The 22,328-nt window shown below is 65.2% G+C and carries 31 protein-coding genes; 11 read left to right on the forward strand and 20 right to left on the reverse strand.

Annotated features, from left to right (window positions below):
• The first annotated feature begins 27 nt into the window (after window positions 1-27).
• Window positions 28-711, forward strand: a complete 684-nt coding sequence (locus tag ACFOKF_RS03755) for a hypothetical protein (RefSeq protein ID WP_380797634.1) — start codon at window positions 28-30, stop codon at window positions 709-711.
• Window positions 712-760: 49 nt separating this feature from the next.
• On the opposite strand, the gene ACFOKF_RS03760 is transcribed toward ACFOKF_RS03755, so the two are convergent.
• The 4 genes from ACFOKF_RS03760 to ACFOKF_RS03775 are packed head-to-tail and all read right to left on the reverse strand — an operon-like array spanning window position 761 to window position 3,417.
• Window positions 761-1,507, reverse strand: a complete 747-nt coding sequence (locus ACFOKF_RS03760) for a glutaminyl-peptide cyclotransferase (protein ID WP_380793268.1) — start codon at window positions 1,505-1,507, stop codon at window positions 761-763.
• Window positions 1,504-2,241, reverse strand: a complete 738-nt coding sequence (ygfZ, locus tag ACFOKF_RS03765) for a CAF17-like 4Fe-4S cluster assembly/insertion protein YgfZ (protein ID WP_380793270.1) — start codon at window positions 2,239-2,241, stop codon at window positions 1,504-1,506. Before ygfZ ends, ACFOKF_RS03760 begins: the two co-directional genes overlap by 4 nt.
• Before the next feature lie 55 nt (window positions 2,242-2,296).
• Window positions 2,297-3,163, reverse strand: a complete 867-nt coding sequence (gene rarD, locus ACFOKF_RS03770; RefSeq protein ID WP_380793272.1) for an EamA family transporter RarD — start codon at window positions 3,161-3,163, stop codon at window positions 2,297-2,299.
• 32 nt (window positions 3,164-3,195) lie between these two features.
• On the reverse strand, window positions 3,196-3,417 hold the full coding sequence (locus ACFOKF_RS03775) for a hypothetical protein (RefSeq protein WP_380797635.1): 222 nt from the start codon (window positions 3,415-3,417) through the stop codon (window positions 3,196-3,198).
• Window positions 3,418-3,574: 157 nt separating this feature from the next.
• On the opposite strand from ACFOKF_RS03775, the gene ACFOKF_RS03780 reads away from it, so the two are divergent.
• Together ACFOKF_RS03780 and ACFOKF_RS03785 are read left to right on the forward strand one after the other, a co-directional pair.
• Window positions 3,575-4,318, forward strand: a complete 744-nt coding sequence (locus ACFOKF_RS03780) for a hypothetical protein (RefSeq protein WP_380793274.1) — start codon at window positions 3,575-3,577, stop codon at window positions 4,316-4,318.
• A gap of 91 nt (window positions 4,319-4,409) precedes the next feature.
• Window positions 4,410-4,808 (forward strand): endonuclease domain-containing protein, encoded by a 399-nt coding sequence (locus ACFOKF_RS03785; protein ID WP_380793276.1) that lies wholly within the window; start codon window positions 4,410-4,412, stop codon window positions 4,806-4,808.
• Between the two features lie 22 nt (window positions 4,809-4,830).
• Here ACFOKF_RS03785 and ACFOKF_RS03790 read toward each other — a convergent pair whose 3' ends face one another.
• The 8 genes from ACFOKF_RS03790 to ACFOKF_RS03825 form a co-directional block, all read right to left on the reverse strand.
• Window positions 4,831-5,583, reverse strand: a complete 753-nt coding sequence (locus ACFOKF_RS03790) for a hypothetical protein (RefSeq protein ID WP_380797636.1) — start codon at window positions 5,581-5,583, stop codon at window positions 4,831-4,833.
• Window positions 5,584-5,688: 105 nt separating this feature from the next.
• Window positions 5,689-6,384 carry an ATP12 family chaperone protein gene (locus ACFOKF_RS03795; protein WP_380793278.1) on the reverse strand — a complete coding sequence of 232 codons (696 nt, stop codon included), beginning with the start codon at window positions 6,382-6,384 and terminating at the stop codon, window positions 5,689-5,691.
• Entirely contained in the window at window positions 6,381-6,638 is a 258-nt protein-coding gene (locus ACFOKF_RS03800) for a hypothetical protein (protein WP_298398867.1), read from the reverse strand. The genes ACFOKF_RS03795 and ACFOKF_RS03800 overlap by 4 nt, the downstream gene beginning before the upstream one ends.
• The gene (locus tag ACFOKF_RS03805; RefSeq protein ID WP_380793280.1) at window positions 6,635-7,294 is read right to left on the reverse strand and encodes an HAD-IA family hydrolase; all 660 of its coding nucleotides are present in this window, start codon (window positions 7,292-7,294) and stop codon (window positions 6,635-6,637) included. Before ACFOKF_RS03805 ends, ACFOKF_RS03800 begins: the two co-directional genes overlap by 4 nt.
• Complete coding sequence (locus ACFOKF_RS03810) at window positions 7,291-7,902, reverse strand: FMN-binding negative transcriptional regulator (RefSeq protein ID WP_380793282.1); 612 nt, start codon at window positions 7,900-7,902, stop codon at window positions 7,291-7,293. Before ACFOKF_RS03810 ends, ACFOKF_RS03805 begins: the two co-directional genes overlap by 4 nt.
• The gene (locus tag ACFOKF_RS03815) at window positions 7,899-9,245 is read right to left on the reverse strand and encodes an RluA family pseudouridine synthase (RefSeq protein ID WP_380793284.1); all 1,347 of its coding nucleotides are present in this window, start codon (window positions 9,243-9,245) and stop codon (window positions 7,899-7,901) included. The genes ACFOKF_RS03810 and ACFOKF_RS03815 overlap by 4 nt, the downstream gene beginning before the upstream one ends.
• On the reverse strand, window positions 9,242-9,628 hold the full coding sequence (gene crcB, locus ACFOKF_RS03820) for a fluoride efflux transporter CrcB (RefSeq protein ID WP_380793286.1): 387 nt from the start codon (window positions 9,626-9,628) through the stop codon (window positions 9,242-9,244). The genes ACFOKF_RS03815 and crcB overlap by 4 nt, the downstream gene beginning before the upstream one ends.
• 44 nt (window positions 9,629-9,672) lie before the next feature.
• Window positions 9,673-10,632, reverse strand: coding sequence for a DMT family transporter (locus ACFOKF_RS03825; protein ID WP_380793288.1), 960 nt, complete (start codon window positions 10,630-10,632; stop codon window positions 9,673-9,675).
• Window positions 10,633-10,735: 103 nt separating this feature from the next.
• Between ACFOKF_RS03825 and ACFOKF_RS03830 the strand changes: the two genes are divergently transcribed.
• Window positions 10,736-11,221 (forward strand): Lrp/AsnC family transcriptional regulator, encoded by a 486-nt coding sequence (locus ACFOKF_RS03830; protein WP_380793290.1) that lies wholly within the window; start codon window positions 10,736-10,738, stop codon window positions 11,219-11,221.
• 66 nt (window positions 11,222-11,287) lie between these two features.
• Window positions 11,288-12,205 carry a dienelactone hydrolase family protein gene (locus ACFOKF_RS03835; protein ID WP_380793292.1) on the forward strand — a complete coding sequence of 306 codons (918 nt, stop codon included), beginning with the start codon at window positions 11,288-11,290 and terminating at the stop codon, window positions 12,203-12,205.
• A 51-nt stretch (window positions 12,206-12,256) separates the two neighbouring features.
• On the opposite strand, the gene ACFOKF_RS03840 is transcribed toward ACFOKF_RS03835, so the two are convergent.
• Both ACFOKF_RS03840 and ACFOKF_RS03845 read right to left on the reverse strand, forming a co-directional pair.
• Entirely contained in the window at window positions 12,257-12,790 is a 534-nt protein-coding gene (locus ACFOKF_RS03840) for a peroxiredoxin (RefSeq protein ID WP_380793294.1), read from the reverse strand.
• Window positions 12,791-12,806: 16 nt separating this feature from the next.
• The gene (locus ACFOKF_RS03845) at window positions 12,807-13,196 is read right to left on the reverse strand and encodes a VOC family protein (protein WP_380793296.1); all 390 of its coding nucleotides are present in this window, start codon (window positions 13,194-13,196) and stop codon (window positions 12,807-12,809) included.
• Window positions 13,197-13,294: 98 nt separating this feature from the next.
• Between ACFOKF_RS03845 and ACFOKF_RS03850 the strand changes: the two genes are divergently transcribed.
• From ACFOKF_RS03850 to ACFOKF_RS03865, 4 genes are all read left to right on the forward strand, one after another.
• Window positions 13,295-13,789, forward strand: a complete 495-nt coding sequence (locus tag ACFOKF_RS03850; protein ID WP_380793298.1) for a hypothetical protein — start codon at window positions 13,295-13,297, stop codon at window positions 13,787-13,789.
• 268 nt (window positions 13,790-14,057) lie between these two features.
• Complete coding sequence (gene recF, locus ACFOKF_RS03855) at window positions 14,058-15,131, forward strand: DNA replication/repair protein RecF (RefSeq protein ID WP_380793300.1); 1,074 nt, start codon at window positions 14,058-14,060, stop codon at window positions 15,129-15,131.
• Window positions 15,132-15,239: 108 nt separating this feature from the next.
• Complete coding sequence (locus ACFOKF_RS03860; protein WP_380793302.1) at window positions 15,240-15,773, forward strand: CHAP domain-containing protein; 534 nt, start codon at window positions 15,240-15,242, stop codon at window positions 15,771-15,773.
• Between the two features lie 78 nt (window positions 15,774-15,851).
• The gene (locus ACFOKF_RS03865) at window positions 15,852-16,568 is read left to right on the forward strand and encodes a CHAP domain-containing protein (RefSeq protein WP_380793304.1); all 717 of its coding nucleotides are present in this window, start codon (window positions 15,852-15,854) and stop codon (window positions 16,566-16,568) included.
• A gap of 39 nt (window positions 16,569-16,607) precedes the next feature.
• Here the strand turns inward: ACFOKF_RS03865 and ACFOKF_RS03870 are convergent, their stop codons facing one another.
• The 5 genes from ACFOKF_RS03870 to ACFOKF_RS03890 all read right to left on the reverse strand — a co-directional run bounded on the left by ACFOKF_RS03870 (window position 16,608) and on the right by ACFOKF_RS03890 (window position 20,148).
• Window positions 16,608-16,883: a DUF3297 family protein gene (locus ACFOKF_RS03870; protein WP_380793306.1), complete on the reverse strand. Its 276-nt coding sequence runs from the start codon at window positions 16,881-16,883 to the stop codon at window positions 16,608-16,610.
• Between the two features lie 102 nt (window positions 16,884-16,985).
• Window positions 16,986-17,288, reverse strand: coding sequence for a hypothetical protein (locus ACFOKF_RS03875; protein WP_380793307.1), 303 nt, complete (start codon window positions 17,286-17,288; stop codon window positions 16,986-16,988).
• 112 nt (window positions 17,289-17,400) lie between these two features.
• Window positions 17,401-18,642 (reverse strand): class I SAM-dependent methyltransferase, encoded by a 1,242-nt coding sequence (locus tag ACFOKF_RS03880; protein ID WP_380793309.1) that lies wholly within the window; start codon window positions 18,640-18,642, stop codon window positions 17,401-17,403.
• A 31-nt stretch (window positions 18,643-18,673) separates the two neighbouring features.
• Window positions 18,674-19,420: a molybdopterin-binding protein gene (locus tag ACFOKF_RS03885; protein ID WP_380793311.1), complete on the reverse strand. Its 747-nt coding sequence runs from the start codon at window positions 19,418-19,420 to the stop codon at window positions 18,674-18,676.
• A complete protein-coding gene (locus tag ACFOKF_RS03890) occupies window positions 19,417-20,148 on the reverse strand; it encodes a cytochrome b/b6 domain-containing protein (RefSeq protein WP_380793313.1) in 732 nt (243 codons plus the stop codon). The genes ACFOKF_RS03885 and ACFOKF_RS03890 overlap by 4 nt, the downstream gene beginning before the upstream one ends.
• 264 nt (window positions 20,149-20,412) lie before the next feature.
• Here ACFOKF_RS03890 and ACFOKF_RS03895 point away from each other — a divergent pair, with 264 nt between their 5' ends.
• Both ACFOKF_RS03895 and ACFOKF_RS03900 read left to right on the forward strand, forming a co-directional pair.
• On the forward strand, window positions 20,413-20,973 hold the full coding sequence (locus tag ACFOKF_RS03895; RefSeq protein WP_380793314.1) for an outer membrane protein: 561 nt from the start codon (window positions 20,413-20,415) through the stop codon (window positions 20,971-20,973).
• A gap of 327 nt (window positions 20,974-21,300) precedes the next feature.
• Window positions 21,301-21,813, forward strand: a complete 513-nt coding sequence (locus tag ACFOKF_RS03900; protein ID WP_380793316.1) for an outer membrane protein — start codon at window positions 21,301-21,303, stop codon at window positions 21,811-21,813.
• A gap of 86 nt (window positions 21,814-21,899) precedes the next feature.
• Here the strand turns inward: ACFOKF_RS03900 and ACFOKF_RS03905 are convergent, their stop codons facing one another.
• Entirely contained in the window at window positions 21,900-22,322 is a 423-nt protein-coding gene (locus ACFOKF_RS03905; RefSeq protein ID WP_380793318.1) for a hypothetical protein, read from the reverse strand.
• Between the last annotated feature and the right edge of the window lie 6 nt (window positions 22,323-22,328).

Here is a 22,328-nt window from a genome sequence, read left to right on the forward strand (position 1 = left end):
GGTGTCGCTATGGTTGGTTTGCGAGTGATGCCGTCTTTGTCGGATCTGACGGCAGAGCAGCGTGCGGATATTCGTCATGCGTGCGGCTTTGCCTGTGTGCGTTGCGGCGTCACTATCTATCGGTATCTGGGCCTGCCCGACGGGCCGGGCGCTACTTTATTGTGTCCGACCTGTCATGGACTGGTGGAGGAGGGGCGGCTGACCGCGACCCAGGTCCACAGCTTCCATGCCAATCCGGTGGTGCGCCAGCGCCACTTCGCCCGCGATCGGCTGCCCTTTTCAGCGGAGTTGCCGCAACTGATTGTCGGCGGATCACGGTTGCTGCGCGACACGCCGATCCCGATCACGCTGGAGGGCGAGCCGATCCTGATCTTTGCGCCGCCGCGCCGCACCAATGGCGCGACGCGGATCAGCGTGCGGCTGGGCGCGCCGGACGGCACGCCGATGCAGGTGATCGACGGCAATGAATGGAAGCCGACCGATGGCAGTTGGCATTTTCTGCTGCGCGGCGACCGCTATTCGATGATGGCGTCGCGCGGCGACGGATTGTGCGTGCTGCGGATCGTGGCGCGCAACCGGATCGCGGTGGAGCATCTGCGCACCACCATCAACGGACGCCGGCTGGAAATCACGCCCGACTGGCTGGAGATTGACGGCAAGCGCTATGTCGACCGGATCGGCAGCGGCACGCTGATCGGGCTGGAACTTTAGGGGCCTGTCTGGAAAATGCGCTCGCTTGCGCATTTTTCGAATAGACCCGTTATTTCCCGACCCGGATTTCGAACAGGCGGGGCCAGTTCTTGCCGGTGATGAAGACATGGCCGGTGCGCGCGTCATAGGCGATGCCGTTGGCCACAGCTTCGCTGTCGCGCACCTTGGCCGCTTTGAGTAGCGGGGCGACGTCGATCCAGTCGATCACCGCGCCGGTAGCGGGATCGATCCGGGCGATCTTCGTGTCATACCAGATGTTCGCCCATATCTCGCCCCGCACATATTCCAGTTCGTTCAGCCGATCGACCGGCCGGCCATTCCAGCTGACGGTGATGCGGCGCTGTTCGGCGAGGCTGTCGGGATCCAGGAAGCGCAACTGCGCCGTGCCGTCGCTCATGATCAGGCTCTTGCCGTCTTGGGTCAGCCCCCAGCCTTCGCCATCATAGCGGAAGTCGGACAGGGGCCTGAAATCGCCCAGCGACCAGACGAAGCCGCGCCGATGTCGCCAGGTCAGGCTGATGAGCCGGTCCTGCCAGTTGACGATGCCTTCGCCGAAATAGGGGCGATCGACGATGCGGCGTTGCAGCACCTTGCCGGTCTTCAGGGCGACCTTGCGAATCTCCGACTGGCCTTCCAGCCCGGTGCTCTCATAGAGGGCGCCGTCATGGTAGAAGAGGCCTTCGGTAAAGGCGGCGGGGTCATGCGGGTAGCTTTTGACCAGGGTCCAAGGCGTGTCGGCGCTGGCCGGCGCGGCGAGCAGGAAGGCGCTGGCGAGCGCGAGCAGCAGGCGCTTCATTGCGCAGCCTGATCGGCGATCGCGGCGGCGAGCCAGACCGGCAGGGCGGCGGGATCGAGCGTTTCGACCCGGCGCAATTCGATCGACAGGTTGACATCGGGCAGGGCGGCGCGCTGGCGCTTGTCATCGGCCTGATCCAGCGGCACGGCGACGAGGCGGCGGTTCACCTTGTTGCGATAATGCATGCGGGCGGTGTTTTCCTGCCCGACATAGCAGCCCTTGTCATAATCGACGCCGTTCAGTTCTTCGGCATTGCTTTCCAGCCATAAAGTCTGGTCCTGTCCCAGTTCTTCGACGCCCTCGAACACGCCGAGCGACAGGCGATGGGCGCGGAAGGCGGCGGAGGCGTCGCCATCGGTTGCGGGTGCAAGCCACCGATGGCCGAGCGCGGGCAGGCGCGGGTCCAGCGGCTGATCGGCGGCGGCGGGCGACCAGTGGACCGTCAGCGCGTCTTCGCGCGCGATCTTCACCTTGCGGCGCAGGCGGTAGAGGGTCAGGCGCTTGGCCAACGCGTCGGCCTGCGCCGCTTCGCAATCGATCAGCACATCGTCGCCGTCTCCCCACAAGATGAAGTCGAACAATGCCTTGCCCTGCGGCGTCAGCAGCCCGGTCCAGCGCGGATGCGCGTCCGTCAGCTTCACCACATCGCGGGTCAGCAGGCCCTGAAGGAAGGGACGGGCTTCCTCGCCCGATATGCGGAGAATGGCGCGATCGCGCAGGGTGGTGACGGTCATGCGCTGTAGGTAGGATGGCGAAACGACTTAGCCAAGCCGTTCGCGCATATCATGGTCAGGCCGCGGCCATGCGGTTGCGACGGGCGGTGGCGATGCCATCGGTGGCGAAGAGGATGAGGCCAAGCCAGATCAGACCGAAACTGGCCATCTGGCCGACGCTCAGCCGCTCGCCGAACAGCCAGATGCCGCACAGAAACTGGAGCGTGGGGGCCAGATATTGCAGCAGCCCCAGCGTCGCCATCGGCAGGCGCTGGGCCGCGATGGCGAACAGCACCAGCGGCACCGTCGTCACCGCGCCGGACACGATCAGCAGCGCGGTGGTCGGCGCGTCCTGCCCGAAGCCAACGCCGCCATGGCGCAGTTCCCAGACCAGATAGGCGATGGCGAGCGGGGTGAGCAGCAATGTCTCGACCCCAAGACCAGTCATGGGCGCGACCGGCGTCAGCTTGCGCAGCAGCGCATAGAAGGCGAAGCTGAAAGCCAGCGCCAGGCTGATCCACAATGTCGTCAGCGCCGATGCGGCGAGGATAGCGACGCCGATCGACGCAACGCCGATCGCCAGCATCTGCGGCCGGCGCAGCCTTTCCTTGAGCACCAGCACGCCCAGCATCACATTGACCAGCGGGTTGAGGAAATAGCCCAGGCTGGCGGCGACGACATGGCCGTCATTGACCGCCCAGACATAGGTCAGCCAGTTGATGCCGATCATCAGCGCCGATCCGGCGAGCGGCAGGACCAGCCGGGCATTGCGCAGCGCGGCGAGAAAGGGCGGCAGGCCATTGCGCAGCGCCAGCAAAGCCAGGATCAGCAGCAGCGACCAGAGCACGCGCTGGGTCACGATCTCCACCGGATCGACATGGTGGAGCAGGCGGAAGAACAGCGGCAACAGCCCCCACAGCCCATAGGCACCCACCGCCGCCATCAGGCCGCGCCGCGTTTCTGCATGGGCGTCGGTCAGAAAATGCCTCCGCCCAGAAACAGGCGCAGCGCGCCGAAGGCCGCGACGATCAGGCAGAAATTCTGTCCGCCCTTCTTCGACGACATCAGGCCGATGAACGCGCCGAACAGGGCGATCGGCACGAACAGCCAGTTGAGACCGCCCAGAAACGGCAGCGCCGCAGGGATCATCAGGATAAGGGCGACAAGGCCGATGAAGCCGGACAGGATGTTGAGCATCGTCAACACATGGCCTGCAACCTGTGCCAGAGCAAGACATGCCGATGATGCCAGTCCGGTGAAACTGGCTTTTTACTGGAAAATCGGCCAGTTCGGGCCTGTCCCTAATCGAATATCAACGCGTCGCGTCCATCGCCGCGTGGCAAAGGAGTATATCATGGCGTCTGTCCGGTCCGTCGGCATGCTGTCGCTGGTGCTGGCCCTCGCCGCCTGCGGCAAGGGCGAGAAGGACGCCAGTCTCGCCGCGCTCGACGCGCAACTGACCAACAATGTCGCCGATCCGGCGCTGAAAGGCGCGCTGGCCGACCCGATCGTGGTCGATCCGCAACTGGTGGGCCAGTCCAACCGCAACGCCGTGCGCCCGGCCGACAAGCCCGCCAATGGCGCGCTGCCGGCGTTAACGGGCGATGCCGGCGCGGCGCAGGCGCAGGCGGTGAAGCTGGCCGGGGGCAAGCTGTTGCCCGCACCGGCGGCGAGCGAGGGGGAGGCGATGGCGTCGGCGGCGACGCTGGGCGCGGTCGCACGCGAACAGGCGACCCGGCGCGGCGGCAATGGCAATTGCGCCAAGAAGCTGAATTACGGCATGGAATGGGCGCAGCGCCTGCCCGAACCCTTCGCCCTCTATCCCGGCGCGCAACTGACCGAAGCGGCGGGGACGCAGGCCGATGGCTGCACGTTGCGCGCGGCCAGCTTCGTGACGCCGGTTCCGCGTCAGGGGGTGATGGACTATTATTACACGATCGCGCGCCGGGCGGGCTATGACGGCGAACATCGCATATTGGGCGGCGACCATGTGCTGGGCGGCACGCGCGGCGCGGACGGCAGCGCCTATTTCATCCTGTTCACCGATGCGCCGGGCGGCAAGACCAGCGTCGACATCATCGCGGATAATGGGCGGTAGGCGGGCTGAAAATTGTCTATTTCTCCCCTCCCTGTCAGGGAGGGGGCGGGGGTGGGTAGGCGCGCGAAGCGCGCCTTGTTATCCTGCGGCAATGCGCCGTATCCCGGAACATATGACAGCTAACGCGCGCGCCTTGCGCAACGGGCAGACAGAAGCGGAACGGATGGTTTGGCGGCAGCTATCGCGCTATCGGCCGCGCTATACCCGGCAACTGGTTGTCGGACCTTATATATTGGACATCGCGTGTCGGACCGCCAAATTGGCCTTGGAGTTTGATGGCGCGCAACATCAGAATGCGTTGACCTATGACGAACATCGAACAGCTTTTTTGGCGGATGCGGGATGGACTGTGCTGCGTTTCTGGAATGGTGATGTGTTCGAAAATCGCGACGGCGTACTGTCCGTGATCTTGGATAAGACCGCCGAGTGCCTCGGCGGAACCCACCCCCAACCCCTCCCTTTCAGGGAGGGGAGGAGGAAAGATCGCTGACGGCGCACAATCTGCGCAGCCCTTACCCCGCCGCGCCGGTCAGGGCGTCGATCGAGGGGCGGTTGGCGGCGTCGATGCTGCCGTCGGCGATCATTTCCTTGCCCAGGTTGATCGCTTCGTCGCGCATCCCTTCCACCATCGATGTCTGGCAGGCGCCGATCAGCACCGACAGCAGCAGGTTGCGCGCGGCCGGATCGCCCGGCTTTTCCTCCACGCCCTTGCGCGCCAGCGGCAGGGCTTCGGTATAATAGGGGTCGGCGCCCGCGACATCGGCGTCGCCCAGCTTCTGGTTGCCCACTTGCACCAATATGCCGGCCAAGATGGTGCGGCTGGTCGCATCCTCAGGCTTGGCCTCCACCAGCTTGCGCCAGTGGGGCAGCGATTCCTCATAAAGCGGGATCAGCCTGTCCCTCTGTCCCAATGCGCCATAGGCGGCGGCGTCGGCATAGAGCGCGTTGGCGAGGAAGTTCACATTGTCGATCTTGGCCGGATCGGCCTCCACCGCGACGCGGATGGCGGGCAGCGCGGCGTCATATTTCTCCACCGCGCCCTGATTGTCGCCCTGTTGCTGGGCGGTCTGGCCAGCGGTGAAATCGGTCACGGCCTGATTGAAGGCGGCGATTTCGGCCGAGGTCAGTTCGCGCGCGACCGGAGCCGCTTCTTCGACCGGTGCGGCTTCCTCGGGTGGCGCTTCGGGCGGGGGTGCTGGCGGGAGCTGGGCCAGAACAGGGGTCGCAAAAGCGAAAAGGGCGGTCAGCACGGACCGGGTCAGCATCTGCGCCAAGCTCTGTGTCTCCTCATGGCGTGAAAGTCGGGCGGGGCGTATCGCCCGCATCATCGCCCGACAGAATGACCGAAAGGGCGCGCGGGTTCCAGCGCCTCAAACGCGGGCGAGCGCGCAGAATGTGGCGGCGGTGGCGAAATCGGCCGTGCGCGCGGCGCTGCGGGCGGTGGCTTCGGCATCTTCGCCCCATTGTTCGATCTGCCAGGCTTCGTCGATTTCTGCCGCCTGCCAGATCCTGTCGCGATCCTGCCCGCCTTCGACCAGCGCCAGACCGCAGACCAGCGACCCGCTCAATGTCACCAAAGTCGACAGGCCGGTCAGGGTGAAGGGATCGATCGCAAGGACGGCGGCCTCCAGCCGGGCCAGCGTCTCATCGGGCTGGGGCACCGGAATGATCCCCTGCGTCACGGCGAAGGCGACGTCATAGCGGGTGCGCGCCCAGTCGAGCAGCGGATCCCACGCCGCCGCCTGCCGCGCGACCAGCGTGTCGGGACCATCGGCGCGATAGCAGAGCAGGTCGCTTTGCGCATAGCGGGCGACGCCGGCGGCGAAATCCGCCTTATTGGCGGACACATGGTCGATCGCGGCATTGGCAAGGCCGGTCATCGGCATGGAGGCGGGTTCGACCGTCTCGCCCTGCGCCCGCCACTCTTGGGCGACCGCATCCGCCAGCGCCCGTGTCGGCAGCGCCAGCAGCGCGCGGGCCGGGGTGCGCACCGGCCGGCCGTCCAACTGGATCGCGAAGCCGCCATCGGCGTTCACGATCGTCACATCCGTGTAGAAACGCTTCATTGCGGCGGCCTCTGGCGAAACAGCGCCAGCAGCAGGCGCGGGACGATGACGAACTGGAACAGGCCGGTGACGACCATGATCGCGCCGAACGCCTTGGCCCGGTTGCCCTGCACCCAGTCGAACCGCTGCATGATGGCGAGGAAGCCGAACATGACAATGAAGGCGCCCGACAGGCGGAACAGGCCGATGGCGAAATGGCGCTGGCGTGCGACCTTGTCCGGGTCGGTCGGCGGGGGAGGTGGAAGGTCGGTCATGGCGCGCCGATATGGCCGCGCAATTGCCCGCTGTCCATCGCCACGGCATGCGCGCCGGCCGCGACCAGTTCGTCCGGCAGATGATAGCCCCAGCCCACGCCGATCGCGCGCACGCCGGCCGCCAGCGCCATGTCTATGTCGAAACTCGTGTCGCCGATCATGATCGTGGTGTCGGGCGCGGCGCCCGCTTCGGCCATGGCGGTCAGCAGCATGGACGGGTGCGGCTTGGACGGATGGCGGTCGGCGGTCTGGAGCGTCACGAAGCGGTCGATGATGCCATGATGGGTGAGGCAGAGGTTGAGGCCCCGGTCCGACTTGCCGGTCGCCACGCCCAGCAGCCATCCGGCCGCGTCCAGTTCCATCACCAGTTCCGCCATGCCGGGATAAAGCGGCTCCTGCACGCCCTGTTCGCGGCGCATCGCCTGAAAAGCCAGCTTGTAGCGGTCGGCCAGATGGTCGTGATAGTCGCGATCCGCCTGTGGCAGCAGCCGGGCCATCGCGACCGGCAGCGACAGGCCGACCGCCGACAGGATCGCCAGGCGATCGGGCGGGGGCAGCTTTGCTTCCTCGAAGGTGCGGACCATGGCGGTGCAGATGCTGTGCTGGCTGTCGACCAGCGTGCCGTCGCAATCGAAGACGATCAGGCGGTTGCTCATGGCTTAGCTCCCGGCGTGGCGCGCATAAGGGCGGCGAGATCGCTATTGCCGCCGGCCGCCAGCGCATCCGCCACGCCGATGCGGGCGGCTTCGGGCTTGTCCTGCCCCAGCTTGGCCGTGCCCTGCATGGTTTCCACCTGCATGGAAAAGCCGATCAGCCCGCCCAGCAGCCGGTCGAAACTGCCGGGCGCCATCTTGTCGCGGGTCCACACCGGCTTGGGGGACAGGCGGGCTTCCTGATCATGGCTGAGCGCGTCGATCTGGGCCACGGTCGCGGCATCGTCCAGCCGGCTCATCGGCCCGCGCAGTTCGGCGGACAGATAGTTCCAGGTCGGCACCTTGTCGGGCATGCCGTACCAGTCCGGGCTGACATAGCCATGGGGACCGGTGACGACGATCAGCGCCTGTTGCCCGTCCAGATGCCGGGCGATCGGATTGGCGCGATGGATGTGCAGCCCGATCCGCCTGTCATCCAGCCAGACCAGCGGCAGATGGACGACATGCACCCTGTCCGGCGCGGCGACGCAGAGCAGGCCGAAGCCCGTCTGCGCCACAAAGGCCCGGATCGCCGCCTCGTCACTCCAGCGATAGGGCGCGCCCGGCGTCATCCCTTCTTCGGGCCGCCCCGCGACCGGCGTTCGCCCTTGCGATCCTTGCGGACCTGCTTGGCGTGCTGGCGCGCGAACCGCTTTTCATCCTCGCGCGTCGGCGTCCGGTCGATCTCGTCGTCCAGCGGCATATCGCCCAGGCTCAGGTCGAAACCCAGTTCATGCAGGCTGTTGGCGAAATGGGTCGGCAGATCCGCCATCACATCGACCCGGCCGCCATCGGGATGGTCGACGCGGATGCGGCGGGCGTGCAGATGCATCTTGCGGCTGATGGTGCCGGACAGGAAGGCTTCCTTGCCGCCATATTTGCCGTCGCCCACGATCGGATGGCCGATCGCCGCCATATGCACGCGCAACTGGTGGGTGCGGCCGGTATAGGGTTGCAGTTCGACCCAGGCGGCGCGGTTGCCGGCGCGTTCGATCACGCGGTAGCGCGACCGGGCGGGCAGCCCTTCCTCCTGATCGACATGCATTTTCTCGCCGCCGGTGCCCGGCTGCTTGGCGAGCGGCAATTCGACCATGCCGTCTTCGATGCTGGGCACGCCCATCACCAGCGCCCAATAGATTTTGCGCGCCGTGCGGCTGGAAAAAGCCTTGGCGAAATGGGCGGCGGAGCGGCTGGAGCGGGCCAGCAGCAGCGCGCCGGACGTATCCTTGTCGAGCCGGTGGACCAGCTTGGGGCGCGATTCTGCGTCGAACAACAGGCCGTCGAGCAGCTTGTCGACATGCTCGTCGGTCTTGGTGCCGCCCTGCGTGGCGAGGCCGGGGGGCTTGTTGATGACGATCGCCTGATCGTCGCGATGGATCACCATTTCCTGCGCATAGGCGATCTCGTCGGGCGTCAGGTCGATGACGCGCACGCGCCTGGGCTTTTCCGCCGCTTCGGGCTTGGCTTCAGCGGGGGGCACGCGGATCATCTGGCCTTCGACGATGCGGTCGCCCGGCGCGGCGCGCGCGCCATCGACGCGCAGCTGGCCGGTGCGCGACCAGCGCGACACCAGGTTGAAGCCGACATCGGGCAGATGGCGCTGGAACCAGCGGTCGAGACGGATGCCGTCATCGTCCGCCTTCACCCGGAACTGGCGGACGTCGAGCGAAACGCCCTTGGCGGGGTTCGCCTTGGCCGGGGTGGGCTTGGGCGCGGCGGGTTTGGCAGCCGCCGATTTGGCGGCGGCGGGCGCTTTAGGACGGAAAGGCTTGTCGCCTTCGCTTTTGCGCGGGCCGGATGGCTTGCCGCGACCGGCGGGCTTGCGATCAGACGTCTTGCGATCGGATGGGCGGCCGCCCGAAGGCTTGCCACCGCGCGAACCTGCGCCGCCTTTTGCTGGAGGACGGCCCTTCATGCCACGGCACTCCGCATCAGATTGAGGCCCAGCGCCAGTGCGCCGACCGCGCCGATCACCGAGGCCAGCGCATAGGCCAACGCAAGCGCGATCTGGCCGCGCTCGATCATCAGCATGGTTTCCAGGCTGAAGGCGGAAAAGGTGGTGAAGCCGCCCAAAACGCCCACGCCCAGCAACAGGCGGATCGGCTCCCCGGAAGCGGCGCTGCCGCGCGCGAGCCAGCCGGCGAGCAGCCCCATGGCGAAACCGCCGATCAGATTGGCGGCGAAGGTGCCCCAGGGCCAGGTGGTGCCGGGGGTGATCGGGGCGACGAGGCGGCCCAGTTGATAGCGCAGCGCCGCGCCGATCGCGCCGCCGCCCATCACAAGAAACATGTTGGTCATGAAAATCGCCCTATCGCGATTCGGGCAAAGGGGAAAGGACGCAATCAGGCCGCAATGGCGGCGTCGGCCGGCACTGGTCGCCGGTGCGCGGCGATGCAGGTGACGACGCTCAGGATAACGAGGGCGAAGGCGGCCCCTTCCAGCAGGGTCGGCAACCTTTGCTCCCATGCGAAGCCATAGAGCAGGGCGAAGCCGGTTTCGAACAGGATCATCTGTCCCACCATGGTCAGCGGCAGCAGCCGGCTCATCCGGTTCCAGAGCATGTTGCCCACGATCGAGGCGAGCAGTGCGACAGCGAAGGAGACGGCTGCGAACCGGCCCCATGCGGCAGCGTCATGATCGCCAAGGCCGACCACCAGCACGACCGGCAGGAACAATAACGCCTGCGCGCCCGTCGCCAGTCCGATCAGCAGGTTCCAGTCCTGCGCCGGCATGTCGCCCATGCGGCGCAGCCAGTGATTATTGCCGATGGCGAAGGCGGTCCAGGAGGCGAGCGCGCCGACCGCGCACAGAAAGCCGATCAGCCGCGTCGCGACCGGACCCGGGCCGGGCATCACCACCGCCTGCCAGCCGATGCACAGCGCGCCCGCCACGCATAGCAGCAGCGACGGGGCAAGCTGTCGCAGCGGCAACGCGCCGGCTTCACGACTGCCGATGATCGTCACTGCGACGGGCAGGAAGCCGACCACCAGCGACGTCATGGCGATGCCGCCCATCTGTACGGCGCTGGCCAGCAGCACATAATAAAAAAGGTTGCCCGCCAGCGCGAGCCAGGCCAGCGCCCATAGCAGGCGCGGCGTCATCCGCGCGGCTAGGCTGCGCCAGCGCGGCGCGATCAGCAGCGCGGACAGGAGGCCATAGGCGAGGTAGCGGCCGACCGCCTGTTGCAGCGGGCTGAAGCCGCGCATCACTTCCGGCGCCAGAAACACCAGTCCCCATAGCGCCCCCGCGCCCATGCCGCAGGCGATGCCCGCCACGATATTGCCGTTCGATACCCTGCTCATGCCGCCACCATCATCGCCCCATTGACCCTGGTGCGATAAATATCATCATCGTCATGGGAAAAGCGCTCTTGATTGGCTGGTCGAATGCAACAATTACTCGGTCATGGCCGATTTTTCTGCATCCCGCCGTGCGATCGACCCGTTCGATCGGGCGATCCTGCGAATCATCCAGCAGGATAATCGCATGCCGCAACGCGCTATTGCCGAAGCGGTGAACCTGTCGACCGCCGCCGTGCAGCGGCGCATCGCGGCGATGGAGAAGGATGGCGTGATCGCCGCCAATGCCGCCATCGTTGATCCCGATGCGGTCGGGCTGGGCATCACATCGATCGTTCAGGTCAACCTGACCGATGAGAAGGCGGCGACGGTCGACCGCGCGAAGGCGCTGTTTCGCGCCGACCGCGATGTGCAGCAATGCTATTATGTGACGGGCGGCCTCAGCTTCGTCCTGCTGATCGTCGCGCCGGACATGCACGCCTATGAAGCGATCACCCGGCGGCTCTTTGCCGAAAATGACTTTGTCGCCAGCTATCACAGCTTTCTGGCGCTGGACCGGGTGAAGGCGGGAATGGCGTTGGCTATCCCATAGTCGGGTCTTTCGTTTCCGGGCTGATTCTTTAGGCTGCGTCGACGGCAAATGGCAGGAGAAGCACCGATGACCAGTGAGCGCCAGGACGAGAAGGATCGGGAAGCGCCCGCGCGCCTGCCGGAGGATCGCAACTGGATCGGCATGACGGGATTGCAGCGCCGCCATGTGCTGGCCGGCGGGGCCTTTGCCGCCGGATTCGCCGCCGCCTGTCGCCCAGTCGCCAGCAGCGCGGTGCAGACGCCGGGCGACGGACTGACGGAAGACACTGTGTCGATCGCCGCGAACGACGGTTTCGCCATGCCCGCCTTCGTCGCGCGCCCCGCCGGCGGCAAGCCCGCGCCGGTGATCGTGGTGGTGCATGAGATTTTCGGCGTGCATGAATGGATTCGCGACATGTGCCGCCGCTTTGCCAAGGCCGGCTATTACGCCATCGCGCCCGATCTGTTCGCGCGCCATGGCGATGCGACCAAGGTGGCGGATTTCAAGCAACTGGTCGGGACGATCGTGTCGAAAGCGCCCGATGCGCAGGTGCTGGCCGACATCGATACGACCTATGCCTGGGCGGGGAAGCATGGCGGCGATGCGACGCGGCGCGGCATCACCGGCTTTTGCTGGGGCGGGCGGATGGTGTGGCTCTATGCCGCGCACAGCGCCGATCTGGACGCCGGGGTTGCCTTTTACGGCCGGCTGGTGACGGACAAGACCGAATTGCAACCGCTCAGCGCCATCGAGCAGGTGGATAGGCTGAAAGCGCCGGTGCTGGGCCACTATGGCGCGCTGGACAAGGGCATCCCGGTCGCCGATGTGCATATGATGCAGGCCGCGCTGGCTGCGGCGGGAAAATCACCGCCCGACATGATCATCGTGCATGAAGGCGCGGACCATGGCTTCATGGCGGATTATCGCCCCAGCTATAATGAGGCGGCGGCCAAGGCGGCGTGGGATGCGACGCTGGGCTGGTTCGGTAAATATGTGAAGGGGTGAAATTCGTCCGTCGGGAAGTGGTGTGCGCCGCTTCCCGACGGATCGACAGCCTTATTTCGTCTTCATCGCCTCGACCGCGGCCAGCGTGCTCTTCACATGGCCGGCATAGCTCATTTCGCTGTGGACGAATGCGATGCGGCCCGACGGCGCGATGACATAGGATGTGCGGTCGGTCATGCCCGGCCGCATCTTGAGCGCGACGTCATAGCCCGACACGATGCCCGGCCCGGCCGAAGCCACGGCGAATTTGCCCGCGCATTCCTTGGTGGAAAAAGCGACCAGATCATCGACCGGATCGGCCGACATGCCGATCACCGTCGCGCCCGCCGCCTTGAACTTGTCGATATTCTCGGCAAATTCGCGCGCTTCGGCCGAGCAGCCCGGCGTGAACGCCTTGGGGAAGAAATAGAGCACCACCGGCCCGCGCTTCAACTGGTGCGACAGGGTGACGGTGAAGGTCTTGCCCGCGATCGCGCCGCGGGTGGTGAAATCGGGCGCCTTTGCGCCGACGGCGAGCGCGGCCATGGCGGCGCCCGGCGTCAACATGGCGGCAGCGGCGGCGAGGAAAAGGGACAGGCGCTTCATGGACAGGCTCCTTAGGTCATTCTTTTGGGGCAGGCTGTTCCCAAAGTTCGATCGCATTGCCCTCTGGATCGTGAATGCGGGCAAAACGGCCGACCACCGGGTCGTCCCATTCGGGCTTGGTGATGATCGCAATGTCCGCCGCGCGCAAGTGCGCCAGCAGCCCGTCGAGGTCGGACACGCGGAAATTGATCATATGCTGTTTGTCGGCGGCGAAATAATCGCTGTCCGCCTTGAACGGGGCGAAGACCATCGGGCCGCCCAGCGTCTGCCACACCCATTCATTCGCTTCCGCCTTTGGATCGGCCACGCAGCCGCCGCCGACATTGAGATGCGTGCGATACCATGCGGCCAGCGCCTGCGGATCGTGCGATCGGAAAAACAGGCCGCCCATTCCCAGCACCGGCATGATGCAGACTCTCCTTCGAATTTGACGCCGCACGCTATCATGCCGCCGGGCGTGAGTCATGCGGGGGAACCGGGAGGGGGCGGCCGGGTTTCTTCGAGATGATCAGGTTTCTGCCGCTCCCTTTGCTCCTGCTCGCCGCCGCCTGCGACCGGCAGCAGAATGACGCCGCGCAGCAGCCCGGCGTCGTCACCAACATCGTGGATCAGGCGCTGCCGCAAACGCGGCCGGCCGATGCGCCCGCCAACGCCATGGCCCCACTCGAGCCGGCGGCCGGCGTCGATGGGCCGCCGCCGCCCGCTGCGCCCGACGGCTTGATCCCGGTCGCCTTTCAGGGACGCTGGGCTGGCGAGGCGGAACGCTGTGGCGACCGCGCCGCCGCGCTGGAGCTGACGGTCGCGCCCGACCAGTTGATCTTCCACGAGAGCGTCGGCACGGTGAAGGCGGTGCGCGAAGGGGCGGACGGCCGGGTCGCCGTGGACGCCAGCTTCACCGGCGAAGGCCAGAGCTGGCAGCGCACCGTGGAGATGCGGCGGACGGGGGACAGGCTGATCGTGACGAACGACGGAGCGGCGGTGACGCGCAAACGGTGTTGAGGGGAGGGAGTTTGGGTTGGTGGGGCTGACGGTCAGAATCTGCCCTATCTTCTCCCCTCCCTTTCAAGGGAGGGGGCGGGGGTGGGTACGCCGCGTCAGCGGCGCTCAGGGGGGAGATAGGACGCAAGCTCGCTTCGCTCGCACCCACCCCAACCCCTCCCTTGGAAGGGAGGGGCTTTTTCGTATTGTCACTAAACCTCCCGTACTGGCGCACTCCCAACGCCCAACACATCTATCTTCCGCCCCTTCTCCCCGCTACAGCGTGCCGATGATCGGCCGCCTGACCCTGAGCGATTTCCGCAATCATGCGGATGCGCTGATCCTGCCAGATCATGCCTTCATCCTGCTGACCGGCGACAATGGCGCGGGGAAGACCAACATATTGGAAGCGGTGTCGATGCTGGCCCCCGGCCGGGGCCTGCGCGGCGTGCCGCTGTCCGCCATGGCGCGGCAGGGCGGGCCGGGCGGTTTCGGCGTCGCGGCGGAGGTGGATGGCGTGGTGCTGGGCACCGGCGTAGCGCCGGCCAGTCCCGATCGGCGACAGGTGCGGATCGGCGGCGTCGCCTCGTCCGCCAATGCGCTGGCCGATCATCTGTCGATCGTTTGGCTGACCCCGGCGATGGACCGGCTGTTTCTGGACAGTCCGGGCGGGCGGCGGCGGTTTCTGGACCGGCTGACGCTGGCGCTGCATCCGGGCCATGCGGCGCATAGTGCGCGCTATGATGCGGCGATGCGGGCGCGCAACCGGCTGCTGAGCGATCTGCGACGCGCCGATCCGGCCTGGCTGAGCGCGCTGGAGGCGCAGATGGGTGAACATGGCGCAGCGCTGGCCGATGCGCGGGCGGATCTGGTCGCGCGTCTCAATGATGCGCTGGCCGACCAGCCCGACGAACCCTTCGCCCGGCCGCTGATCGCGGTCGATGGCGTGGAGGCGACGGGCGACGAACCGCTGGCGGCGCGGCTGGGGCGGGAGCGGCGGCGCGACGCGGCGGCGGGGCGCACCCTGTCCGGCCCGCATCGCCATGACCTGTCGGTCACGCACATCGCCAAGGGGCAGGCGGCGGCGCTCTGTTCGACCGGGGAGCAGAAGGCGCTGTTGTTGTCGATCCTGCTGGCCCATGCCGCGCTGGTCGCCGCCGATCGCGGCCAGCCGCCGGTGCTGCTGCTCGACGAAGTGGCGGCCCATCTCGACCCGTCGCGCCGCAGCGCATTGTTCCAACGATTGCGGGACAGCGGGGGGCAGGTGTGGATGACGGGCACGGAATCCAGTCTTTTCAACGATCTGGATGATGCGACACGGCTGACTGTAACGGCCGGCCATGTTTTTCGTTCCGCAACATAACGCATCGGCGAAACGACTCGTCGCCCCGCGCTTGTCCGTTCGTCCGGCGTCTGCCCTAAGACGATCAACGGGGTTCAAGCCTACACAATAAGTCGGGGTCGCAATCGGATGTTCGCTGGTTTTCGCGCGTTTTTCGCGGCGTCTGTTCTTGCGCTCTCTGCTCTGATCGCTGTTCCCGCCACGGCCGGCACGCTGCAATGCGCGCCCTTCGCCCGTGAAGTTTCCGGCATCGACATTCATGGCAACGCCAATACCTGGTGGGGTCAGGCCGAAGGCCGTTATGACCGTGGTCATGAACCGCGCGTCGGCGCTGTTCTGGCCTTTGCCGCCAGCCGCTCCATGCCGGTCGGCCATGTCGCCATGGTCAGCAAAGTGGTCAGCGACCGTGAAGTGCTGCTGACCCACGCCAACTGGTCCTATCGCGGCGGCATCGAGCGCAATGTCCGCGCCATCGACGTGTCGCCCAACAATGACTGGACCGATGTGCGCGTATGGTACGGCCCGATCGGCAATCTGGGCCTGCGCTCCAATGCGGCCCGCGGCTTCATCTATGCCGATGCGCCCAAGGCGGTCGATCAGGCTCCGGTGCGCATCGCATCGGCCGAACAGAGCGGTGGCGCCGGCCTGCGCGCTGCTTTCTAAGATTTTAACCTTTCCCAAAGAGTCCGCGTTTTAGGGTCGTTCCCGGTGGGGCGATTCTAGACGTTTCGGGATCGCATAATGATTCGAATGACGCGCTGGGCGGCGGCGATGCTGTTGTCCGGCCTTATGGCTGCGCCCGCCTTTGGCGCGGCGGTGCTGCAATGCGTGCCCTATGCCCGCACCGTATCGGGCGTGGATATTCGCGGCGATGCGCTGAGTTGGTGGGACCAGGCCGACGGGCAATATAAGCGTGGCCACACGCCCAAAAAGGGCGCGGTGCTGGCGTTCCGCCCCTATGGCCCGATGGTGCTGGGGCATGTCGCGGTGGTCAGCAAGGTGCTGGACGACCGGCGCGTGCTGATCCGTCATGCCAACTGGTCGGTGCCCGGATCGATCGAGGAAGATGTGCTGGCGATCGACGTATCGGACGCGGGCGACTGGAGCCAGGTGCGCGTGTGGCACAGCCCGACCGGCCAGATGGGCGCGCGGACCAACCCCACCTATGGCTTCATCTATCCGGCCAGGGCTAAGCTGCATGACTTCGTGCCCGATCCGGCGCTGGGCGCGAGCGTGCGCTTTGCGAAGGTGGATACGGACAATTGGGACCAGAAACCGGTGCCGGCGGTATTGCGGGCTGAACCGGCGATGCCGGTGCGCATGGCGCGCGCCGGGAATGGCCCGGTTCCCCGACTGAAGACCGACATGCGCGCGATCGCCTTTGCCGATTCCGCGCCTGCGGAGCGTTCGCTGAGCGCCATCATCTCCGACGTGAAGCGGGACGCGGTGCTGAACTGATGGAAAAAGGGGCGCATGCAGCGCCCCTTTTCGTCATGCTTATTCGGCGTCGGTGGCCTTGTCCCCGGCGTCGTCGGCGGGGGTTTCGAACCAGGCTTCGACTTCGCCGGTCAGCTTGATCGTCAGCGGATTGCCGTGGCGGTCGCGGGTCTTGCCGGCGGCGACGCGAATCCAGCCTTCCGAGATATTATATTCCTCCACATCCTTGCGCTCGCGGCCCTTGAAACGGATGCCGATGCCGCGCTGAAGCACCTCCATGTCGAAATGGGGGCTTTTGGGATTGGTGGACAGATGGTCGGGGGGCGTGTCGCTCATGGTCAAATTCCTTGAAATGCTGCGTCGCGCCTAGCGTCTGGCCCCGCCATCCGTCAACATGCGACCCGTTCCTCTGGCCCTGAACGGATCGCCTGTGCCGGTTCAGCGACAGATGCGCACGCGCACGTCGCGGTCGCGATAATGGTCGTAGCGCCATTCGGTCCAGCAGCGCTGGCGATAGCCGGTACGGTAATAGCCGCGATAACCGCGCCAGTCGCGGCGATCACCGCGCCAGTGGCGGCGATCGTCCCAGCGGCGATTGTCCCAGCCGCGCCGATCCCAGCGGCCATCGCGGTCGCCGCGCCAGCCATAACCGCGATCATGCGCCTGCGCGGGGACGGCCGCCGCGCTCAATCCGGCAACGGCGATGCTCAGCGCCGCCGCGCCCTTCCACAAAAGTTTCATTGCCTGTCTCTCCTCAGATGCCCGCCCGGCATGGGCGGGGGCATGGGGGAGAGAATGACCGCCGCTGACTGAACCGTCCGGGAACGGGGCTGTCAGCGACGGTTAATGCGGATCAGCGGCCCCGCAGCGCCGCTTCCGCCTCCTGCATATAGTCGCGGGTGATGGGCAAAGTGCGGCGATCGCGCACATATTGGACCTGATAATTGACCATGCCGCCATGTTCGAACACGGTCGCCGCCCCGGCCAGATAAAAGGTCCACAGGCGGAAGAAGCGCTCGTCATAGAGGGCGACGATATCCGCCTTGTGCGCCATCGTCCGCTTATACCATTCGCGGATGGTGAGGCCGTAATGGATGCGCAGCACCTCCACATCCGTCACCATCAGGCGCGTATCCTCGCTGCCCTGGATCATTTCCGACAAAGCGGGGATATAGCCGCCGGGGAAGATATATTTCTGGGTGAAGGCGTCGGTGATGCCCGGCCCGCCGACCCGGCCGATCGTGTGGATCAGCATCACCCCCTCAGGCGTCAGCAATTCGCGGCATTTGTTGAAGAAGGTGCGGAAATGCGCGGTGCCGACATGTTCGAACATGCCGACCGACACGATCCGGTCGAACGGCCCCTGCATGTCGCGATAGTCGATCAGTTCGAAGCGGACATGATCGGCGACGCCCGCATCCTGCGCCCGCTGGCGCGCAACCTTCAACTGTTCTTCCGACAGGGTGATGCCGGTGACGTCCACGCCGCAGGTGCGGTGGAGATAGAGCGCCATGCCGCCCCAGCCGCAGCCAATGTCCAGCACCTTCATGCCGGGCTTCAGATGCAGCTTGGCGGCGATATGCGCCTTCTTGTCCTCCTGGCTCTGCTCCAGGCTGATGCCGGCTTCATTGTCCGCATCGGGGAAATAGGCGCAGCTATATTGGCGGTCGCGGTCGAGGAAGAGGGCGTAGAGCGCGCCCGACAGGTCATAATGATGGGCGACGTTCGCCTTGGACCGGCCCTTGTGGTTGAGACGCCAGAATTTCTGGCGGGCGGTCTTGAAGCTGCGGCTGATAAAGGATTTGGCGTCGATCGACTTGCCCTGTTCCCAGGGATTGTTGGCCCGAATCATGGAGATGAATTCCATGATGCCGCCGCCCTCCATGCCGATGCGGCCGTCAATCCAGGCTTCGGCCATGCCAAGGCGCGGATCCTTGATGATGTCGAGCGGAACGCGCTTGTCGTGGAAGCGCAGGGCGAGGGTGGGGAAGGCCGGATCGGGCTGTCCGACGGTGAAGCTGCCTCCTCCAGAATAATAGACGGTAAGCTGGCCACGCGTGACCAACCGCTTGAGAACACGTTCAAACAGTTTCATGCCGCTACCTTGTCATGTCGTTTCGCAGGCGTCAAATACCCGCATACCAGTCGTAGCCGGCATGGTCTTCCCAATAGCCGCCCTTGCCCGCGCCTATGGCGGACAAATGTTGCACGGCTTCGATGCGCATCAGATATTTGGCCTGTTTGTAGCCCAGTTGCCGCTCCACCCGCAGCCGCAACGGCGCGCCATTGGCGACCGACAGAGGGCGATCATTGAGCGCGAAGGCCAGGATCGTCTGCGGATGGAAGGCGTCGATCAGGTCGATGCTTTCATAATAGGGCAGGCCGGCACCCATATTGTCGGCGCAGTGGAAGACCAGATAGCGCGCAGTGTCGCGCAGGCCCGCGCCGTCGAGGATGGTCTTCAAAGGCACGCCGCGCCACTTGCCGATCGCGCTCCACCCCTCGACGCAGTCATGGCGGGTAATTTGTTCGCGGTGGGGCAGGGCGTGCAACTGGGGTAGCGACAATGACAGGGGCCGCGTCACCAGCCCGTCGATGCGCAGTCGCCAGTCGGCAAAGCCGCCGCGCCACAGCGCCTTATAGGCCGGCGTGTTGGGATTGGCGGTGCCATTGGCGCGGAAGATCGGGGAAATCTGGTCGGGGCGAAACTCCCGCGCCAGCGCGTCGCGCGCCATCAGGCTGCGCTGCGCCCATTTGTGGAAATTTTCCGCCGAAAACAGCGCTTCGCGCACGGAAGGGGTGCTGGCGAGTCGATCGCAGCCCGCGAGCGACGCGATTGCGCCCAGCAGCAGGCTGCGCCGGGTCAGGATCATGGCCGTTCCTTGGGCAGGCGATAGCGGCCGGTGATCATCGATCGCACTTCGTTCAGCGGCCCGGCGAGCAGCACCATCAGGATATGGACGAGGAAGAAAGCCACCAGCGCGAAGGCGGCGAGGAAATGGATCGACCGCGCCGTTTGCCGGCCGCCGAACAGGTCGACCAGCCAGGGCCAGGCCGCGTTCATGCCCGGCGACATGGTGAGGCCGGTCAGGATGACGAGCGGCAGCAGCAGGAAGATCACGCCGACATAACTGGCCTTTTGCAGCACATTATAGCGCAGCGCCGCCTGCCCGGTGGGAAAGCGCAGTCGGGCATGGTTATATATGTCCCGCCAGACATGGCGGGGCGAAAGCTCGCCGCGGCGAAAAGCCAGATCGCGGGCGATATGCCGGTTGAACAGGCTCCAGACCATATAGGCGAGCAGCGCAAAGGCGAAGATCGGCGCTGCGGTCAGATGCCAGTGGCGCGACAGGGCCAGATTATAATGGGCCGGCAGCGTCAGCCAGCCGCCAAAGCGATCGAGCGTCAGCCAGGGATGATCGAAATTGGCGCCATAATGCCCCCAATAGAGGCGCGGATGGGCGTTGAAGATGCCAAGGCCGCTGGTGAACAGCACATAGAGCAGCAGGGCATTGAGCCAATGCCAGAGTCGCGTCGACAGGCGGTGCCGCCTGACGATCGCCCCTGTGCGGTCGGGCGGGTTGTCGGGCGGATTGTCCATGGCGACGATCCTATCGCTTTTTTGGCGTCGGTCCATATGGGATCATGTCGTTCGCGACGTCTGAACTGTTGTTGGTCGAACGACAATGGAAATGACGAAGCTGTTTCGATCAATCGCGATCCCGCAAGGGAAAAATAAGTCGATACGCAAATAAGATTAGCAGATATATAACAAAAACCGTCATCTTTGTTCAAGAGATGAAGAAGGAAAAAGGTCGCCTGTCAGTCATTTTATGCTTCGACGTATGAAGATAGATGGGTAATTATGAAGAATATTACGATTTTTCTGGCCGCTTCGGTCCTGTGTTTTCTGTCCGCCCCGGCCTTTGCGCAGGATGCCGCCCCCTTCACCGGCGGCCATGCCGAAATCATCACCGGCTATGACAGCGTCGATGCCGATGGAATCAGTTCGGCCGACGGGCTGCTCTATGGCCTGAACGCGGGCTATGATGTCGCCGCTGGTGGCGTGATCCTGGGCGTCGAGGCGGAAATATCCGATTCCACCACGAAGAAAGGCTATGCCGGCGGCCGCACGGCGAGCGATCGCGACCTTTATGTCGGTAGCCGCATCGGCGTGCCGCTGGGCGACAAGGCGCTGGCCTATGCCAAGGCCGGCTACACCAACGCCCGGTTCGAATATCGGGATTCGGCCGGAGAAGGCGGCACGGTCAGCGGCGGCGACAATCTGGACGGGCTGCGGCTGGGGGCTGGGCTGGAATATCGGCTGACCGACAGTCTCTTCCTCAAGGGCGAATATCGTTATTCCAACTATGAGGCAGGCCTTTCGCGGCACCAGTTCGTCACGGGCGTCGGGCTGCGCTTCTGACCGGAGCGGGGACTGCGCAGCAGGGGCGGCCGGCGACGGCTGCCCCTTTTTCAAGCGCCCTGGTGGCGTTCAAACGGGCGTGTCACTAATCTGCAACACAAGTCCCGAAATTGATTGAAATAAATTCCGACCCCCTTTGCAACTCAATCTGGCGATCCTAGATGGCCACTGCGCGGTCGTGATGCAGATGGCGCTCTTCTCTCTCTAGATAATCGAGAGAAAAGAAGCAGGAGGAATTGTGAGAATAAGTTCATGATTGCTTTGCATCGAACCTGAACGCCGGATGAACATCTAAGTCACGGCGACAAGAATAATATCGAGGACTTTATGAAGACTGTGATTTTCGCAGCCATTGCTGCTGCCGCTGCTTTCTCTGCCCCTGCTTTCGCTCAGGACGCAGCGCCCTTCACCGGGCCGCGCGCGGGCGTGACGCTGGGCTATGACAAGTTCGACGGCCGTGACGGTTTCACCTATGGCGTTGCCGCCGGTTATGACCTGGCCGTCACCAACGGCGTGACCTTCGGCCCCGAAGTCTCGTTCAGCGACAGCACCACCAGCGCTGGCGCCGGCGCGGAAGTCAGCCGTGATCTGGCCGCTTCGGTCCGTCTGGGCTACACCGTGACCCCGCAGGTTTTGGCGTTCGGCAAGGTCGGCTATGCCAACACCCGCATTGATGTGGGTGGCGCCGGCGCGTCGTTCGAAGGCGTGCGCTATGGCGGCGGTCTGGAATATGCCGTGACCCCGAACACCTACATCTCGGCTGAATATCAGCGCAGCGAATATGAAGCCAACATCGGCGGCCGCGACGCCGGCGTTGTCGGCATCGGCTTCCGTTTCTGATCCCTCTCAACTGATCAGAATCTTCGCATCGTCAGACGATGTGAGGAGGGCGAAGGGCGGTCCTGCAAGGGGCCGCCCTTTTTCCTTTATGCCGGAAGCGGCGTGCGGTCGGGCGCGACCCAATCGCGGCGGGCCTGCGCCGTCATCAGCACATCGCGCGACCAATATGTGAAGAGCCAGTCCTTGTCGCCCAGCGGCGAAGCCATGAGCGCGGCCAGCGCCGCGGCAGGCGTCACGCCGTCAGGCTGGTCGGCTACCATCCGCCGCGCCATGTGCAGCGACGCCTGCGTGATCGTTTCATGATAGCCGCTGCTGTCGCTGTTCACCCCGCCCACGCTTTCATTATAGCGGCGGATCATGCCGGGCATGTCCCGTTCGACCCGTATGTCCGGTCGCCGCAGCATCAGCCAGAGCGCGGTCGCGAAATGGGCTTCATGGGTCCAGAGCGCCTTGGGCAGGGTGCAGTCGCAAAAGCCCGTCGCCAGCGCATCAATCTCGTCATCGCTCATCGGCAT

Source organism: Sphingobium rhizovicinum, from assembly GCF_042647625.1.
In the GTDB taxonomy this organism is placed as follows: Bacteria; Pseudomonadota; Alphaproteobacteria; order Sphingomonadales; family Sphingomonadaceae; genus Sphingobium; species Sphingobium rhizovicinum.

Coding starts and splice junctions, on each gene's coding strand:
- crcB (WP_380793286.1), bottom strand. CDS start 9,628: ATGACCAACATGTTTCTTGTGATGGGCGGCGGCGCGATCGGCGCGGCG.
- ACFOKF_RS03830 (WP_380793290.1), top strand. CDS start 10,736: ATGGCCGATTTTTCTGCATCCCGCCGTGCGATCGACCCGTTCGATCGG.
- ACFOKF_RS03885 (WP_380793311.1), bottom strand. CDS start 19,420: ATGATCCTGACCCGGCGCAGCCTGCTGCTGGGCGCAATCGCGTCGCTC.
- ACFOKF_RS03805 (WP_380793280.1), bottom strand. CDS start 7,294: ATGAGCAACCGCCTGATCGTCTTCGATTGCGACGGCACGCTGGTCGAC.
- ACFOKF_RS03875 (WP_380793307.1), bottom strand. CDS start 17,288: ATGAAACTTTTGTGGAAGGGCGCGGCGGCGCTGAGCATCGCCGTTGCC.
- recF (WP_380793300.1), top strand. CDS start 14,058: ATGATCGGCCGCCTGACCCTGAGCGATTTCCGCAATCATGCGGATGCG.
- ACFOKF_RS03785 (WP_380793276.1), top strand. CDS start 4,410: ATGCGCCGTATCCCGGAACATATGACAGCTAACGCGCGCGCCTTGCGC.
- ACFOKF_RS03795 (WP_380793278.1), bottom strand. CDS start 6,384: ATGAAGCGTTTCTACACGGATGTGACGATCGTGAACGCCGATGGCGGC.
- ACFOKF_RS03900 (WP_380793316.1), top strand. CDS start 21,301: ATGAAGACTGTGATTTTCGCAGCCATTGCTGCTGCCGCTGCTTTCTCT.
- ACFOKF_RS03810 (WP_380793282.1), bottom strand. CDS start 7,902: ATGACGCCGGGCGCGCCCTATCGCTGGAGTGACGAGGCGGCGATCCGG.
- ACFOKF_RS03880 (WP_380793309.1), bottom strand. CDS start 18,642: ATGAAACTGTTTGAACGTGTTCTCAAGCGGTTGGTCACGCGTGGCCAG.
- ACFOKF_RS03890 (WP_380793313.1), bottom strand. CDS start 20,148: ATGGACAATCCGCCCGACAACCCGCCCGACCGCACAGGGGCGATCGTC.
- ACFOKF_RS03840 (WP_380793294.1), bottom strand. CDS start 12,790: ATGAAGCGCCTGTCCCTTTTCCTCGCCGCCGCTGCCGCCATGTTGACG.
- ygfZ (WP_380793270.1), bottom strand. CDS start 2,241: ATGACCGTCACCACCCTGCGCGATCGCGCCATTCTCCGCATATCGGGC.
- ACFOKF_RS03760 (WP_380793268.1), bottom strand. CDS start 1,507: ATGAAGCGCCTGCTGCTCGCGCTCGCCAGCGCCTTCCTGCTCGCCGCG.
- ACFOKF_RS03825 (WP_380793288.1), bottom strand. CDS start 10,632: ATGAGCAGGGTATCGAACGGCAATATCGTGGCGGGCATCGCCTGCGGC.
- ACFOKF_RS03860 (WP_380793302.1), top strand. CDS start 15,240: ATGTTCGCTGGTTTTCGCGCGTTTTTCGCGGCGTCTGTTCTTGCGCTC.
- ACFOKF_RS03865 (WP_380793304.1), top strand. CDS start 15,852: ATGATTCGAATGACGCGCTGGGCGGCGGCGATGCTGTTGTCCGGCCTT.
- ACFOKF_RS03800 (WP_298398867.1), bottom strand. CDS start 6,638: ATGACCGACCTTCCACCTCCCCCGCCGACCGACCCGGACAAGGTCGCA.
- ACFOKF_RS03835 (WP_380793292.1), top strand. CDS start 11,288: ATGACCAGTGAGCGCCAGGACGAGAAGGATCGGGAAGCGCCCGCGCGC.
- ACFOKF_RS03755 (WP_380797634.1), top strand. CDS start 28: ATGCCGTCTTTGTCGGATCTGACGGCAGAGCAGCGTGCGGATATTCGT.
- ACFOKF_RS03815 (WP_380793284.1), bottom strand. CDS start 9,245: ATGAAGGGCCGTCCTCCAGCAAAAGGCGGCGCAGGTTCGCGCGGTGGC.
- ACFOKF_RS03870 (WP_380793306.1), bottom strand. CDS start 16,883: ATGAGCGACACGCCCCCCGACCATCTGTCCACCAATCCCAAAAGCCCC.
- ACFOKF_RS03895 (WP_380793314.1), top strand. CDS start 20,413: ATGAAGAATATTACGATTTTTCTGGCCGCTTCGGTCCTGTGTTTTCTG.
- rarD (WP_380793272.1), bottom strand. CDS start 3,163: ATGGCGGCGGTGGGTGCCTATGGGCTGTGGGGGCTGTTGCCGCTGTTC.
- ACFOKF_RS03905 (WP_380793318.1), bottom strand. CDS start 22,322: ATGAGCGATGACGAGATTGATGCGCTGGCGACGGGCTTTTGCGACTGC.
- ACFOKF_RS03850 (WP_380793298.1), top strand. CDS start 13,295: ATGATCAGGTTTCTGCCGCTCCCTTTGCTCCTGCTCGCCGCCGCCTGC.
- ACFOKF_RS03780 (WP_380793274.1), top strand. CDS start 3,575: ATGGCGTCTGTCCGGTCCGTCGGCATGCTGTCGCTGGTGCTGGCCCTC.
- ACFOKF_RS03790 (WP_380797636.1), bottom strand. CDS start 5,583: ATGCTGACCCGGTCCGTGCTGACCGCCCTTTTCGCTTTTGCGACCCCT.
- ACFOKF_RS03845 (WP_380793296.1), bottom strand. CDS start 13,196: ATGCCGGTGCTGGGAATGGGCGGCCTGTTTTTCCGATCGCACGATCCG.
- ACFOKF_RS03775 (WP_380797635.1), bottom strand. CDS start 3,417: ATGCTCAACATCCTGTCCGGCTTCATCGGCCTTGTCGCCCTTATCCTG.